Genomic DNA, 13747 nt, shown 5'->3' with positions numbered 1-13747 from the left:
ATACAGCACCATACCGCTTTCCCGATTTTACTCGTCAGGGCAATGATGTACCGTCATCTCGCCGCTGCGGCCGATCAGTTGGCGGATATCGGCCATATCCTGAGCGGAAACGCCGCTAAAGGTCAACGCCAGGCCGACGGCTTCGGGCGGACTGACTTTGATGCCGCCTTCTTCCCATTGGATGCGGCCGCCGCCGAAACCGGACGAGGTCAGGCGGGCGATGCCGACTTGTGCGGCCGAGCGGCTGCGGTATGTGCCTAAGCTGATTTCACCGTCGTACAATTCGCCGTGAAAGCCCCGATGCCGCAAATCCGCCAGCTTGGCTGCAGCTGCGCCCTCCGTCGGTATCAGCACGCGGAAAGTCCGCTGCGCTTTGGCGGCGGCCGTCTGCCCCGCCCTGCGGATTTCGCCCGCCGCAACGGTATGCGGCCATGCAGCCAATGCACTTTCCAGCCTGCGGTAATCGTGTTCGTCCATCGCCACGTTAGCATACGGCGTGCATACGGATGCTGCTTGCGGCGCGGCATCTGCGTTGTGAACAGCATCATCTGCCGCCTGCGGTGTCTCCGGTTGAGATGGCAGCACACCCGCTTCGCCATGTTCACTATTCCCTGCTGCAAACTCAGCTTCACGCTGCGGTTCGGCTTCGGGCAAGGCAGTGTATTCATCGGGTTGCGGCAATTCAGGCAAAACAGGCGGCTCAACAGCGGCGGCTTCTGCTGCTGTTTCTGCCGACACTTCTTCCTCCGAAACTTCAATTTGCGGCTCGGGTTCAGGCAGCGCCACATATTCATCAGGCTGCGGCAATGCGGGCAAAACAGGCGGCTCAACGGCGGCTTCTGCTGCTTTTTCTGCCGACATTTCTTCCGCCGAAACTTCAATTTGCGGCTCGGGTTCAGGCAGCGCCACATATTCATCCGGCTGCGGTAATGCGGATAAAACAGGCGGCTCGGCAGCGGCGGATTCTGCGGCTGTTTCTGCCGACACGTCTTCCGCTGCAGTTTCAATTTGCGGCTCGGGTTCAGGCAAAGCCACATATTCATCAGGCTGCGGTAATTCAGGCAAAACAGGCGGCGCAGGCATGGCAGGTTCTGCCGCCGCTTCGGCATTTTCAGACGGCATTACTGTGCTTTCCGTTACAGCGGTTGCAGCCTCCTCCGCCTGCACGCCCTCGGGTGCGGCAAGTGTGGCGCAGCCCGTCGCCAGCGTGCACAGCGCGGCGGCCAATCCCGGCAAAATTCTGCTCATGACTGTTCAATCCAATTCAGCAGGCCGTAAATCACCAGATTATCGACGATTTGGACATAGTTTCCGGCCACAAAGGCTTCCGGCAGCGCCTGAACCACTTTAGCCGCGCCGCCGCCCGTGATGATGACATCCACGGCTTTGTCTGCACCGACTTTCTTTTTCAGACGGCCGTGCATCAGCATCAGCGCACCGCACACGGCGTCCATCATGCCGCTGGCCAGCGCGTTGGACGTGGTGGTCGGGAAGGCGTACACCTTGCCGATGGGGCGGTTGAGATTGGCGGTTTTGGCGGCCATGGCTTCGCGCATCAGATGGAAGCCCGGCATAATGGTACCGCCGAGATAGTGGTTGTCGTCGGTCAGCGCGTCGGTGGTCACGGCGGTACCGCAGCTGACGACCACGCAGGCATTGCGGGTAAAGCGGCGGCTGCCCAGCGCGTTAAACCAGCGGTCGGAGCCGTGTTCTTCGGGGTGGCGGTAATGATTGCGTACGCCCAGCGCCTGCTCCATCGATGCCAGCCATTCGACCGACCGGCCGATTTGCGTTTCCACCAGCTGCTTTTTGGCTTCGCCGCACACCGCGCAGCCGACGACTTTTACCAAACCGTCGGCACGCGCCGCCCATTCTTCGCCCAGGCGGCTCAAATCCCGATACGGCGCGCGGCTGACTTCGCCGAAGCTGCCGTTTTCTGCCCAAGCCCATTTTAATTGGCTGTTGCCGCCGTCCAGCAGCAGATAGCGGCGGTTGCGCACAATATGTTCAGGGCGCGGGTCATCGTTGGGGCGCAGGCTGACTTCGCCGCAGACAATGGTTTTCACACCTTCGGCGGTTTCCAGCAGCAACGCACCCTGCTCGTTTACGGCCAGCGCGCGGCCTTCGTGCAGCGGCTGGCCGTCCATCAGCAGGCGCACGGCGCGGCCGCCGTCGCGGTGCACTGCTTGATAATCCGCCAACATGGGCGCAAAGCCGTGCTCGGCAAATTGGCAAAACGCGCTGTCGATTTCGGCCAATACTGCATCCAAAAGCTGCGATGCCGATGCGCCGCGCTGCGATGCCGTCTGAAAAAGCGCCTGCACCGAGGCGGCGTGTTCGATTTCTTTGGGCAGCACGAAATTGATGCCAATGCCGACCACGGCCACCGTGCGCCCGCCGTTTCTGACGGTTTCGATTAAAATGCCGCCCAGTTTTTCGCGGCCGACCACCAAATCGTTCGGCCATTTAATCTGCGTATTCAAGCCCAGCTTGGCCAGTGCGCGGTTGCAGGCCAACGCGGCAACGGGGGCGAGCGCGCCCAATTCGTGCTGCGGCTTGTCGAACGCCCAGCCTAAGCTGAACATCAGGCACTCGCCCGGCTTGTGCTGCCAGCTGCGCCCCTGCCGCCCGCGCCCGCGGCTTTGGAAATGGGTCACGCACAGCAGCTTGTGCGCCTGCTGCGCCGATTCGCGTGCCACGGCCAATACTTCATCGTTGCTGGACACGCATTCGTGCAGCAAGGCCGTCTGAAAACCGTGGTGCGCGCCGATTTGCGCCAGCCCGTCTTCGTCAAACAGCGCCAGCGGCCTGATTAACCGCCATTGTCCGTCATGCTGGCGCAGCAGGCCGCGGATGTGCGGCGGCATCTGCTGCCAAAAGCCGTTGAGCTGCTGCGGTTTGACACCCGCCAACCGCGCCAATCGGGAAACGTGGTGCGGCAGGCCGTCTGAAAGTGCGGACAATACCTGCCAATGCTGCAATTTGAGCGCCATCATCCGGCCGCCTTTTCGCCCGCTTCCGCCGCACGGATTTTTTCCAATGTTTTGGTGGTAGAGGTTTGGTGTAAAAACGGAATCGAATACACTTTGCCGCCGCGTGCCAGCGTTTCCGCCGCGCCGACGATTTTCTCCACCGGCCAGTCGCCGCCCTTAATCAAGACATCAGGGCGCACGGCTTCAATCAGCGCGGCGGGTGTATCGTCGTCAAACCAGGTCACCAAATCCACGCTGCCCAGCGCCGCCGCCACCGCCGCGCGGTTGGCCAGCGGATTAATCGGACGGTCGCTGCCCTTGCCCTGACGGCGCACGGATGCATCGGTGTTCAAAGCCAGCACCAAAGCCGCCCCCGCCGAACGCGCCTGCGCCAGATAGGTCACATGGCCGCGGTGCAGGATGTCGAAACAGCCGTTGGTAAACACCAGCGGACGGGGCAAACCGGCCAGCCGCGCGGCCAACTCCTCCGGCGGACAGATTTTTTGTTCGAAATCGGGCAATGACCATTCGGACACGGCTTTCTCCTCAGCGTGAAATAAATGCAAATGAAGCGGATTCTAACATATCCCGCAAGGTTTGCGCCTGTCCCCACACCCTGCTTTGCCGATACTGGTTTGCAACGCTTTTGCCGCCGGAACTGCGGCTACCCTGCTTGGGACGGCGTGCGGCAGGCAGATGTTTTTCAGACGGCTGATTGCGCCCCTGCCATCATGTCCATGTCCAATAACAAATATACCGCCCATTAAAAAGCCGTCTGAAAACACACAGTTTTCAGACGGCCTGTCAATCAACCCTTACGGGCAGCGCCTTTAGAACAAAGAATCCAGCTGCTTGTTGCCGCCGCCGGACGGTGCGGCCGGTTTTTCTTTCGGCGCGGCTGCGGCGGCGTTGTTGCCGCTTTGGGCGGCTTGCGGCTTGTTATTGGCGGCGGGGCGTTGGCGGCGCTGGGCGGAAGATGCCTGGCGCGGCGCGTTGCCGCCGTTGTCCAAAGCCAAGTCAGCGTTGGTGGTTTGGCGCTCTTTCATGTAGTACTCGCCGCTGCGGCTGACCATGCCTTCAGGCGCTTTCATGCCTTTGTTGTCCGTGCCTTTCAGGGCAAACTTCATGTAGTCCACCCATACCGGTACGGCAATCGTGCCGCCGTAGCCGGCGCGGCCCATGCTGCGCGGTTTGTCGAAGCCGATATAGACGGCGGTCACGATGCTCGGGTTGAAGCCGACGAACCAGGCGTCTTTATTGTCGTTGGTCGTACCGGTTTTGCCCGCAATATCGGAGCGACCCACTGCCGCCGCGCCGCGTGCCGTACCCGAGCGCACCACATCCTGCATGATTTTATACATGATGTAGGCATTGCGCGGGTCGATGGCCTGCGGTGCGTTTTCACCGGCCACCAGCGGCTGCATCTGCGCGCGCAGACGGCCTTGGCTGTCGTAAATTTTATCAATCACATAAGCCGAAACTTTATAACCGCCGTTGGCAAAAACCGTATAACCCTCGGCAACACGCAAAGGCGTGGTTTCGCCCGTACCCAGCGCCATAGACAGGCTGGCCGGAATTTCAGACGGCTTGAAGCCGAAGCGTTGGATGTATTGCTGCGCGTAGCCGACACCGATCGACATCAGGATGCGGATGGACACCATGTTTTTGGAGGCCGTCAGCGCCTGACGCAGGGTAATGTAGCCCGAATAGCGGCCGTCTGCATTTTTCGGTGCCCACGCTTTGCCGCCCGCACCTTTGCCCGGCAGGACAATCGGCGCATCGTTAATCAGCGTGGAGGCGGTCATGCCTTTGGCCAATGCGGCGGAGTAAACGAAGGGTTTAAAAGTTGAACCTGGCTGGCGCATGGCCTGAGTGGCGCGGTTGAAGGTTTTGCTGTGGTAGTCATAGCCGCCGACCAATGCGCGAATGGCACCGGTTTTCGCGTCCAGCGACACCAGCGCACCCTGCAGCAACGGCTCCTGCACCACCGTCCACTGGTCGCCGCTGCCTTTGACGCGGATAACCGAGCCTTTGCGGATGCGGTCGTCACCCATTTTCTTGTTGTTGACGGCGCGTGCGGCAAAGCCCAGCGAACCGTTGCCCAGAGTAACGCGACGGCCGCTCGGCAGCTGGATAACCACGCCTTTGCGTGTGGTATCCACCACCACTGCGGGAATCATGCCGTCCACGGTATAAAGCGTAGACAAATGCTTGCCGACGGTTTCTTCGATATTGTCCGACTGGCTCAAATCGATGAAGTCTTCGGCACCGCGATAGCTGCTGCCGCGGTCGAAATTGCGGAGCGCCTTACGCAAGGCCGCCGTAGCGACTTTCTGATGCTCGGTGCTGACTGTGGTGTACACCTTAAAGCCCTGTGTATAGGCTTCTTCACCGTATTTTTCATACAGCTCCTGGCGTACCATTTCTGCAACATACAGGGCGCTTTGGTCGATTTTCTGCACGAAGCGCTCGTAATGCAGCTCTTCTTTCAGCGCCTGGTCGCGCTGCTGCATGGTAATCATGCCCTCTTCGAACATATTGTTCAGAATATATGCCTGACGCAGCTTGGCACGCTCGGGATTGACAATCGGGTTGTAAGCCGACGGCGCTTTCGGCAGGCCGGCCAGCATCGAGGCTTCTGCCAAAGACAGGTCTTTGACGTTTTTGTTGAAATAAATCTGTGCCGCCGCCGCGAAACCGTAAGCGCGTTGACCCAGATAGATTTGGTTGAAATACAGCTCCAAAATCTGGTCTTTGGTCAGCGACTGCTCGATTTTGTAAGCCAGCAGCGCTTCGTTGAATTTACGCGTAAAGGTGCGCTCGCTGCTCAGGAAGAAGTTTTTGGCCACCTGCTGGGTGATGGTACTCGCGCCCGACTGCACGCCGCCGGCTACTAAGTTGCCGACAATCGCGCGTGCCACGCCGACCAGGTCAACGCCCCAGTGGTCATAAAAACGCTTATCTTCCGCCGCAATTACGGCGTTTTTCAATACAGCGGGGAAATCTTCGATTTTGGTAAATTCCCTGCGCTCTTCACCGTATAAACCGATGACTTTGCCGTCTGAAGAATAGACGGTCAGCGGCATTTTCGGCTGGTAATATTGGACGCTCTCTAAAGAGGGCAGCTTGGGATAGGTCACCAGAATCGCAATCGCCACCAAGCCGGCGCCGAAAAGAGACAAACCCAATATCAGACCGATCAGGGTCGTTATAATTTTCTTAATCATGACTTATTAATATTTGCCATTACAAGCATTAAATAAAGTAAAATAGACAACAATTTCCAAGCCGGAGCCTGCCGCCCGGGCGGTCGTCAAATACCGCATTTTAGCAGGCAGACCCCGCCGGCACGCAAGCAGCCGCAATATTTCATACCGCAGGAACGCCCCATGCGCTTATTTCAACACACCGGAAAACCTGCTGCCGCCGGCAAGCGGCAGACCCAAGCCGCGCTTCCGCGCTCGGCCGTCGGTATCGACATCAGCCAATACGCCGTCAGGATGGTTCTGCTGTCAGGCCATAGTTTAAACCAAATCCGGCTGGAAAAATACGCCGTGACCCCGCTGCCCAAAAATATTGTCAAGGGCAACAAGATTCAGGATTACGAACAGCTCGTTCCATATTTGCAGCATACTTATACCCAATTACACACCAGTTGTAAAATTTTTGTCGCCGCCATGCCCCACGGTTTGGCTTCTCTGGAACACGCCGTCAGCCGCACGCCGCTTGATGCCGCGGGGCTGGAAGACTTTGCCGAATCCGAAGTGGCGCAAATCGGCCCGCACGGCGACATGAACTACGACTACCAACCCGATGGCAGCGACAGCCGCAGCGGCGGGCAGAAAATCCTGATTGCCGCCGCCAAAAAAGACGATGTCGAGCCGCGCGCCGAAATGTTCGAACAGGCCGGGCTGCCGCTGCACGCGCTGGATTTGGATTTGTTGGCGCAACGCAACGCTTTTGCCTACTGGCTCAACTGCCACGCGCCGGAACTGGCACACGAAAAAATCGCCGTATTCGGCATTTACGACACCCAAATGTATGCCTTAATCATGCGCGGCGGCCAAATCCTCTACAAGCAGGAAACCGCCGCCAGCGTCGAGCAGCTGCTCCACCTGATACGGCATACCTACCAAACCGGCGAAGAAGAAGCCCGTTATATGCTCAACCTGACCGAAAAGCCCGGCGGCTACCAATCGCAAATCGCCGAACGCTTCAATATGCAGATTACCCAGGAAGTCCAGCGCGTTTTGCAGTTTTACTACACCACGCAGACCATGGAAGCCTTCTCCGGCATCAAGCACATCCTGCTGACCGGCTCCGCATCGTGCCAGCCCGGGCTGGCCGAAAGCGTATCGGCGCAAACCAATACGCCCGTACAATGCGTTTATCCCGCGCTCGCTGCCGAACGCGGCCCGTATATCGATGCGGCGCAGCTGCAGGCCGACGCGCCCGCGCTGACCGTTGCCTTCGGCCTGGCGGCAAGGGGGCTGTAAATGATCGAACCGGTAAAAATCAACCTGCTGCCCTACCGCGAAACCGAGCGCCTGCATAAACAGCAGCAGTTTAAAGTATTGATGCTCTCCGCCCTAATCGGCGGGCTTGCCCTGGCCGTCGGCGCTTATGTCGCGCTCGGTGCCGCCATCGGCAACCAGGAAAGCCGCAACCGCCATTTGGAAAACGAAATCGGCAAGCTCGACCAAAATCTGGGCGAAATCCAAAAACTCCAGCAGGAAAAAGAGCGTTTTCTGGCCAAAAAGCAAAAAGTGGAAGAGCTGCAACAAGCGCGCCACCGAGCCGCCCGTATGCTTGATACGCTCAACGCCCGCATTCCCGCCGATACCTACCTGACATCACTTGAAGCGGAAAGCCCCGACACCTACAAACTCTCCGGCCGCGCCTTAAACGACAACAAAATCGCCGTATTTATGCAGGCGCTGCCCGCAGGCGGCGTATTCGGGCAGCCCGAGTTGCTCGGCATCCAAAAAAACGGCAGCTATCAGTCTTTTACCCTGAAAGCCCGCCTGTCCGATGCAAGTGCAGAGCCTGAAGCCCCGCAAACGCCGCAACCGACCCAGACACAGGAGCCGCAACCGTAATGTCTTCCGTAAAACTGCGTAACGCCGACCTCAAAGACTTATACCTGCTCGATATGCCGGCCAAGCTGCTGCTGGCCGCGCTGTCGGTTGCCGCCATTATGGCTTTCGGCTATGCTGCCTTATTCCGCTTCCAGCTCGACGACCTCTCCGCCCTGAAAGAGCAGGAAGCGCAGCTGCGCCAGACCTACGCCCGCAAAAGCATGGAAGCCGCCGCGCTCGACAGCCTGCAGGCCGAGTTGAACGCCACCCGCAGCGCGTTCGACACCCTGTTGCGCCAGCTGCCGACCGATGCCGAAATTCCCAATCTGATTCAAGAGCTTCATCTGGCTGCCTCGCAAAACGGCCTGCGCTTGGACAGCGTGACCCCGCTGCCGCCCGCAGCCGACGGCGCCGTGCAGAAGCTGCCCTATAACGTCGTATTGAGCGGGCCGTTCGACCGCCTGCATCAGTTTGTCCGCGATGTCGGCGGCCTGTCGCGCATCATCACACTGGACTCGCTGAACATTACCCGCCAAGCCCCTGCGGACAATCCGTCCGGGCTGCTGACCCTGAGTGCCACCGCCACCACTTACCAAGCCCGCGCGGAAGCGGAAACCGCCGGCGGGCAGGATACCAACCCTACGGATTAACGGCCGAGATATGATGAAAAAGTTTTACGCACCCGTCTGCCTGATGCTGGCGGCCTGCACCCCGGCACACGAAGACCTCGACCAATGGATGAGCCAAACCCGCGCCGCCGCCAAAACCGGAGCGGCATCGCAAGCCGCGCCCTTGTCGGTATGGTCCGAGCCTTATGTCGCGCCCAAGTCCGACGGCAGCAACGCCTTTGACGCAGGCCGTCTGAAAACCACGCCCGCCCGCCGCAACGCACCCGGCGCTGACCGCATCAAAGAACGGCTGGAAGGCTACGATCTCGAAAGCCTGCGCTATGTCGGATTATTGGAAAGCAACGGCAAAGTATCCGGCTATATCGAAGCCGACAATTATGTCCATACCGTCGGCATCGGCAGCTACATCGGCCGCAACCACGGCAGAATACAGCGCATCACGCCCGACAAAATCCTACTGACCGAGCTAATTGAAGGCGAAGACGGCAACTGGATTTACCGCAGCGCCGAGCTGCCCATGAGCAGCAGCGCCGACAGCAAATCCGCTCCCGATAATCAAGCCGCATCCGAATAACACCGCTGCCGCGCGGCGGCACACCGACACACCAAGATTCCAAACGGGTTTCACTATGAACAGCAAACACGTCAAAAACCTTCTGGCCGGATTGGGCATGGCCGCCGCTTTTCAGACGGCCTTTGCCGGCAACATTACCGACATCAGCGTCTCTTCCCTGCCCGACAACCAGAAAATCATCAAAATCCGTTTCGACCAAGACGCCACCCTGCCCAGCGGCTTCGTGACCGGCACGCCGGCACGGATTGCCCTGGATTTCGTCGGCACGCAGGTACGTCTGGCACAATCCGTATTCGAATACGCCGACCCCCTGCTCGACCAGATTACCACCGCGCAAAACAACAACCGCGCCCGCATCGTATTGGGGCTGCACCGCGCCGGACAATACACCGCCGAAATCCGCGATGACGAAGTATGGATATTCGTCAGCGAAGCGACCGACCGCAACAACCTGTCGATTATCGCCGACCCCGTGCCTCATGCCGCACCCGCCGCCCACATCGACTTCCGCAAAGGCGCATACGGCAGCGGCGTTGTCGAGCTGGCCGCCGACGGCTTCAACGGCCGCCCGGACATCAAAGAGCAAGGCGACCGCGTCGTCATCACGCTGAAAAACCACACCCTGCCCACGCAGGCACAGCGCAGCTTGGATGTCCGCGACTTCGACACCCCCGTGCGCAACATCACCCTCAAGCGCATCGGCAACGCCACCCGCCTCACCATCACCAATACCGGCCGCTGGGAGCTGAATACCCGCACCTCCGGCAACCGCTTCTATTTTGAAATCCGCCCCAAAGCCGCCGACAGCGCCCCTGCCGGCCTGCCGTCGCGTTCGGCCAAATCATTCAGCGGACGCAGATTGTCGCTGGATTTCCAAGACATCGACGTACGCACCATTCTGCAGATTCTGGCTAAAGAATCCGGCCTCAACATCGTGGCCAGCGATTCGGTTCGCGGCAAAATGACCCTGTCGCTGAAAGACGTGCCCTGGGATCAGGCGCTGGATTTGGTGATGCAGGCGCGCAATCTCGATATGCGCCGCCAGGGCAACATCATCAACATCGCCCCGCGCGAAGAGCTGCTGGCCAAAGACAAAGCCTTTTTGCAAGCCGAAAAAGAGATTGCCGAGCTGGGGCCGCTGTATTCCCAAACCTTCCAGTTTAAATACAAAAACGTGGAAGAGTTCCGCAAAATCCTGCGTTTGGACGAAAGCGGACGCAGCAGCAGCGGCGACCACCGCAACACCCTGCTCAGCCCGCGCGGCAGCGCCTTAATCGACCCCGGCACCAACACCCTGATTGTCACCGACACGCGCAACGTCATTGAAAAATTCCGCAAGCTGGTGGACGAGCTGGATGTTGCCGCGCGGCAGGTGATGGTGGAAGCGCGCATTGTCGAAGCCGAAGAAGGCTTCTCACGCGATCTCGGCATCAAATTCGGCTATGCCGGCAGCAGCTCAGGCGGCAATACCGGTTGGGGCAACACCTGGAACGGCGGCAATACCCTGACCAACAATCCCAACATCAGCCTGCCCGTTGCCGCCGCCACATCTTCCGTTGCGCTGGTACGCTCGTTTTCATCGGCCGCGCTCGGGCTGGAGCTTTCCGCGTCCGAAGCCGAACGCAAAACCAAAACCATTTCCAACCCGCGCGTCCTAACCCAAGACCGCAAAGAAGCCTCGATTGAATCCGGCCAGGAAATCCCCTACCAGGAATCCAGCTCCAGCGGCGCGACTTCCGTCACCTTCAAAAAAGCCGTGCTCGGCCTGACCGTCACCCCCAACATCACGCCCGACGGCCAAATCATCATGACGGTGAAAATCAACCGCGACACCCCCGTGCCCTGCCAAACCGACGGCGTCAACACCTTGTGTATCAGCACCAAAAACCTGAACACCCAAGCCATGGTGGAAGACGGCGGCACGCTCATCATCGGCGGCATCTACGAAGAAACCAGCGGCAATACCGTCAACAAAGTGCCGTTTTTAGGCGATATTCCCGTTGTCGGCAACCTCTTCAAATCCCGCGCCCGCTCCGAAGAGCGCAAAGAGCTGCTGGTCTTCATCACTCCCCGGATTATGGACGGACAAGGCAACAACTTACGCTATTAATCCCGACAAACAGGCATACTTATACCAATAAGCATGTCTGTTTTAATATATTCCTGCATAAGCATCCCCGCCGCAGCCAAATAAAACATTTTTCTGCCAATATCGTATAAAATGCCCGATATGGAAAAAATCAACGGCAACTTAATCTTAATCGGACTGATGGGCGCGGGCAAAACCACGCTGGGCAAGCACGTTGCCCAATCGCTCGGCCGCCGCTTTTACGACAGCGACCAAGAAATCTGCACCCACTCGGGCGTTTCCATTCCCACCATTTTCGAAATGGAAGGCGAGCAGGGATTCCGCAACCGCGAAAGCGCCATGTTGAAAAAGCTGGCTGCCGAACACAACATCGTACTCTCCACCGGCGGCGGCGCAGTCTTGCGCGAAGAAAACCGCCGCTGCCTGCGCGAAAGCGGCACGGTCGTTTACCTGCATACCCTGCCCGAAATCCTGCTGGAGCGCACCCGCTACGACACCAACCGCCCGCTGCTGCAGGTCGAAAACCCGCTGGCCAAACTGCAGGAGCTTTACGAAGCCCGAGACCGCATCTACCGCGATACCGCCCATGTCGTCATCGAATCGGAAAACTACCAGCACACCCTCAGCCGCCTGACCAACATTCTGACCCCGCATGCTTGAGCGTGCTGCCCGCATCTGCGGCAAAGGCCGTCTGAAAAACCCTTTTTTCAGACGGCCTTATACCTTGCCCGAACACCATTCCGCACAGGAGCCACCATGCACACCCTGACCGTCCGCACCCCGTCCCACAACTACCCCATCTACATCGGCCGTGACCTGCTCGATTCCGCGCACAAGCTGCTCAAACCGCATCTGGGCAAAAAAGCCGCCGTCATCACCAACGAAACCATCGCCCCCCTGTATCTGGAAAAAATTCAGACGGCCTTAACCCGCGCCGGCGTGCCCCATTTCAGCATCATCCTGCCCGACGGCGAAGAACACAAAAACTGGCAAACCCTCAATCTCATTTTCGACGGCCTGATGACCCACCGCGCCGAGCGCAAAACCACGCTTATCGCACTGGGCGGCGGCGTTATCGGCGATATGGTCGGCTTTGCCGCCGCCACCTACCAGCGCGGCGCCCCCTTTATCCAAATCCCGACCACCCTCTTAAGCCAAGTCGATTCCTCCGTCGGCGGCAAAACCGCCATCAACCACCCGCTCGGCAAAAACATGATCGGCGCGTTTTACCAGCCGCAGGCCGTATTGGCCGACCTCGCCACCCTGCAAAGCCTGCCGCCGCGCGAATTGGCCGCCGGCATGGCCGAAGTGGTCAAATACGGCGCACTCGGCGACAGCACCTTTTTCGAATGGCTGGAGCAAAACATGGCCGACCTGATGGCGCAGCAGCCCGACAAACTCGCCCAAGCCGTGTACCACTGCTGCAAAATGAAAGCCGACATCGTTGCCGACGACGAAACCGAACAAGGCATCCGCGCCTGGCTCAACCTCGGCCACACCTTCGGCCACGCCATCGAAGCCGAAATGGGCTACGGCGTCTGGCTGCACGGCGAAGCCGTCGCCGCCGGCTGCGTACTCGCCGGCCGCCTGTCGGAGCAGCTGGGCACGCTCGCCCCCGAAGACACCCGCCGCATCGCCGCCCTGATGCAGGCCGCCGGCCTGCCCGCCGAGCCGCCGTGTTTCCCGTTCGAGCACTGGATTGCCCACATGAGCCACGACAAAAAAGTCGAAAGCGGCATCATGCGTTTTATCGGCCTCAACCGCATCGGCCAAGCCAATATCACCGAAATCACCGATACCGACATCTTGCACCGCACCCTGTCGCCCTATCTGCCTGTATAATCAGAACATTCAGCATTTAATCAGGCAGCGGGCGCGGCAACGCTGTATCATCTGTGTTCAATGACGATAAAGCCGCCGCGCCCGCACGATATCTCCTATGGAACAACCCGATTTCTTCACCATTCCCAGCCCCTGCATCGGCGTGTGCGAAGCCAATGCCAAAGGCTATTGCAAAGGCTGCCTGCGTAGCCGGGAAGAGCGGCTCTATTGGCAGCGGATGAGCGACGGGCAAAAACACCAAGTCATGCGCCTGCTCGCCCTGCGCCGCAGCAAAATCCGCAGCCGCGCCCTGGCCGCCGACGAAGACTTCGGCACAGAAGCCCCAGAACAGATGGGCTTGTCGTTTTAAGGTTCGGGAAACGGCGCTTCCTGCCTCTGCTTTGGTTCCTATTTCTCTTGTCATACAAAGAGCCGTCTGAAAATCGATTTTCAGACGTTTTTTTAATGACTTTTTAATGGCTATTTAAAGATTAAAGGTGTAAGGGACAAAAAAGGCGCTAGAAATCCCCGCAAGCCTTATTCTATAAGCTTTTTAAAGCAGTCAAAGGTTTTGGCATTTCCCC

Annotated in this window: 12 protein-coding genes; 8 read left to right on the top strand and 4 right to left on the bottom strand. The window is 58.9% G+C overall.

All coding sequences use genetic code 11. From position 1 onward, the window contains the following. Positions 1 to 27 precede the first annotated feature (27 nt). The 4 genes from BDE01S_RS03290 to BDE01S_RS03275 all read right to left on the bottom strand — a co-directional run bounded on the left by BDE01S_RS03290 (position 28) and on the right by BDE01S_RS03275 (position 6199). Positions 28 to 1248 carry a hypothetical protein gene (locus tag BDE01S_RS03290; RefSeq protein WP_066077402.1) on the bottom strand — a complete coding sequence of 407 codons (1221 nt, stop codon included), beginning with the start codon at positions 1246 to 1248 and terminating at the stop codon, positions 28 to 30. Then, positions 1245 to 2996 (bottom strand): bifunctional biotin--[acetyl-CoA-carboxylase] ligase/type III pantothenate kinase, encoded by a 1752-nt coding sequence (locus tag BDE01S_RS03285; RefSeq protein WP_066077400.1) that lies wholly within the window; start codon positions 2994 to 2996, stop codon positions 1245 to 1247. Before BDE01S_RS03285 ends, BDE01S_RS03290 begins: the two co-directional genes overlap by 4 nt. Further along, positions 2993 to 3508 (bottom strand): adenylyltransferase/cytidyltransferase family protein, encoded by a 516-nt coding sequence (locus BDE01S_RS03280; protein ID WP_066077397.1) that lies wholly within the window; start codon positions 3506 to 3508, stop codon positions 2993 to 2995. The genes BDE01S_RS03285 and BDE01S_RS03280 overlap by 4 nt, the downstream gene beginning before the upstream one ends. Before the next feature lie 294 nt (positions 3509 to 3802). Continuing rightward, entirely contained in the window at positions 3803 to 6199 is a 2397-nt protein-coding gene (locus tag BDE01S_RS03275) for a penicillin-binding protein 1A (protein WP_066077395.1), read from the bottom strand. Positions 6200 to 6361: 162 nt separating this feature from the next. Between BDE01S_RS03275 and pilM the strand changes: the two genes are divergently transcribed. From pilM to BDE01S_RS03235, 8 genes are all read left to right on the top strand, one after another. Further along, positions 6362 to 7468, top strand: coding sequence for a type IV pilus assembly protein PilM (pilM, locus tag BDE01S_RS03270; RefSeq protein WP_066077392.1), 1107 nt, complete (start codon positions 6362 to 6364; stop codon positions 7466 to 7468). Continuing rightward, entirely contained in the window at positions 7469 to 8071 is a 603-nt protein-coding gene (locus tag BDE01S_RS03265) for a PilN domain-containing protein (RefSeq protein ID WP_066077389.1), read from the top strand. It begins immediately after the preceding gene. After that, a complete protein-coding gene (locus tag BDE01S_RS03260) occupies positions 8071 to 8700 on the top strand; it encodes a type IV pilus inner membrane component PilO (protein WP_066077386.1) in 630 nt (209 codons plus the stop codon). Before BDE01S_RS03265 ends, BDE01S_RS03260 begins: the two co-directional genes overlap by 1 nt. 10 nt (positions 8701 to 8710) lie before the next feature. Further along, the gene (locus BDE01S_RS03255; protein WP_115225345.1) at positions 8711 to 9253 is read left to right on the top strand and encodes a pilus assembly protein PilP; all 543 of its coding nucleotides are present in this window, start codon (positions 8711 to 8713) and stop codon (positions 9251 to 9253) included. A gap of 55 nt (positions 9254 to 9308) precedes the next feature. Next, entirely contained in the window at positions 9309 to 11363 is a 2055-nt protein-coding gene (locus tag BDE01S_RS03250) for a type IV pilus secretin PilQ (RefSeq protein WP_066077383.1), read from the top strand. Between the two features lie 111 nt (positions 11364 to 11474). After that, positions 11475 to 12002 carry a shikimate kinase gene (locus tag BDE01S_RS11665; RefSeq protein ID WP_066077375.1) on the top strand — a complete coding sequence of 176 codons (528 nt, stop codon included), beginning with the start codon at positions 11475 to 11477 and terminating at the stop codon, positions 12000 to 12002. A 96-nt stretch (positions 12003 to 12098) separates the two neighbouring features. Continuing rightward, positions 12099 to 13184 carry a 3-dehydroquinate synthase gene (aroB, locus tag BDE01S_RS11660; protein WP_066077372.1) on the top strand — a complete coding sequence of 362 codons (1086 nt, stop codon included), beginning with the start codon at positions 12099 to 12101 and terminating at the stop codon, positions 13182 to 13184. A 97-nt stretch (positions 13185 to 13281) separates the two neighbouring features. Then, a complete protein-coding gene (locus BDE01S_RS03235; protein WP_066077368.1) occupies positions 13282 to 13533 on the top strand; it encodes a DUF1289 domain-containing protein in 252 nt (83 codons plus the stop codon). The last annotated feature ends 214 nt before the right edge of the window (positions 13534 to 13747 follow it).

This window comes from Bergeriella denitrificans NBRC 102155 (assembly GCF_001592185.1).
Taxonomy (GTDB): Bacteria; Pseudomonadota; Gammaproteobacteria; order Burkholderiales; family Neisseriaceae; genus Neisseria; species Neisseria denitrificans.
This window is presented reverse-complemented; position numbering and strand designations above follow the sequence as displayed.

Excerpts from the sequence above, each read along its gene's own strand:
- BDE01S_RS03290 (WP_066077402.1), bottom strand. The coding sequence starts at position 1,248 with ATGAGCAGAATTTTGCCGGGATTGGCCGCCGCGCTGTGCACGCTGGCG.
- BDE01S_RS03285 (WP_066077400.1), bottom strand. The coding sequence starts at position 2,996 with ATGATGGCGCTCAAATTGCAGCATTGGCAGGTATTGTCCGCACTTTCA.
- BDE01S_RS03275 (WP_066077395.1), bottom strand. The coding sequence starts at position 6,199 with ATGATTAAGAAAATTATAACGACCCTGATCGGTCTGATATTGGGTTTG.
- pilM (WP_066077392.1), top strand. The coding sequence starts at position 6,362 with ATGCGCTTATTTCAACACACCGGAAAACCTGCTGCCGCCGGCAAGCGG.
- BDE01S_RS03265 (WP_066077389.1), top strand. The coding sequence starts at position 7,469 with ATGATCGAACCGGTAAAAATCAACCTGCTGCCCTACCGCGAAACCGAG.
- BDE01S_RS03260 (WP_066077386.1), top strand. The coding sequence starts at position 8,071 with ATGTCTTCCGTAAAACTGCGTAACGCCGACCTCAAAGACTTATACCTG.
- BDE01S_RS03255 (WP_115225345.1), top strand. The coding sequence starts at position 8,711 with ATGATGAAAAAGTTTTACGCACCCGTCTGCCTGATGCTGGCGGCCTGC.
- BDE01S_RS03250 (WP_066077383.1), top strand. The coding sequence starts at position 9,309 with ATGAACAGCAAACACGTCAAAAACCTTCTGGCCGGATTGGGCATGGCC.
- BDE01S_RS11665 (WP_066077375.1), top strand. The coding sequence starts at position 11,475 with ATGCCCGATATGGAAAAAATCAACGGCAACTTAATCTTAATCGGACTG.
- aroB (WP_066077372.1), top strand. The coding sequence starts at position 12,099 with ATGCACACCCTGACCGTCCGCACCCCGTCCCACAACTACCCCATCTAC.
- BDE01S_RS03235 (WP_066077368.1), top strand. The coding sequence starts at position 13,282 with ATGGAACAACCCGATTTCTTCACCATTCCCAGCCCCTGCATCGGCGTG.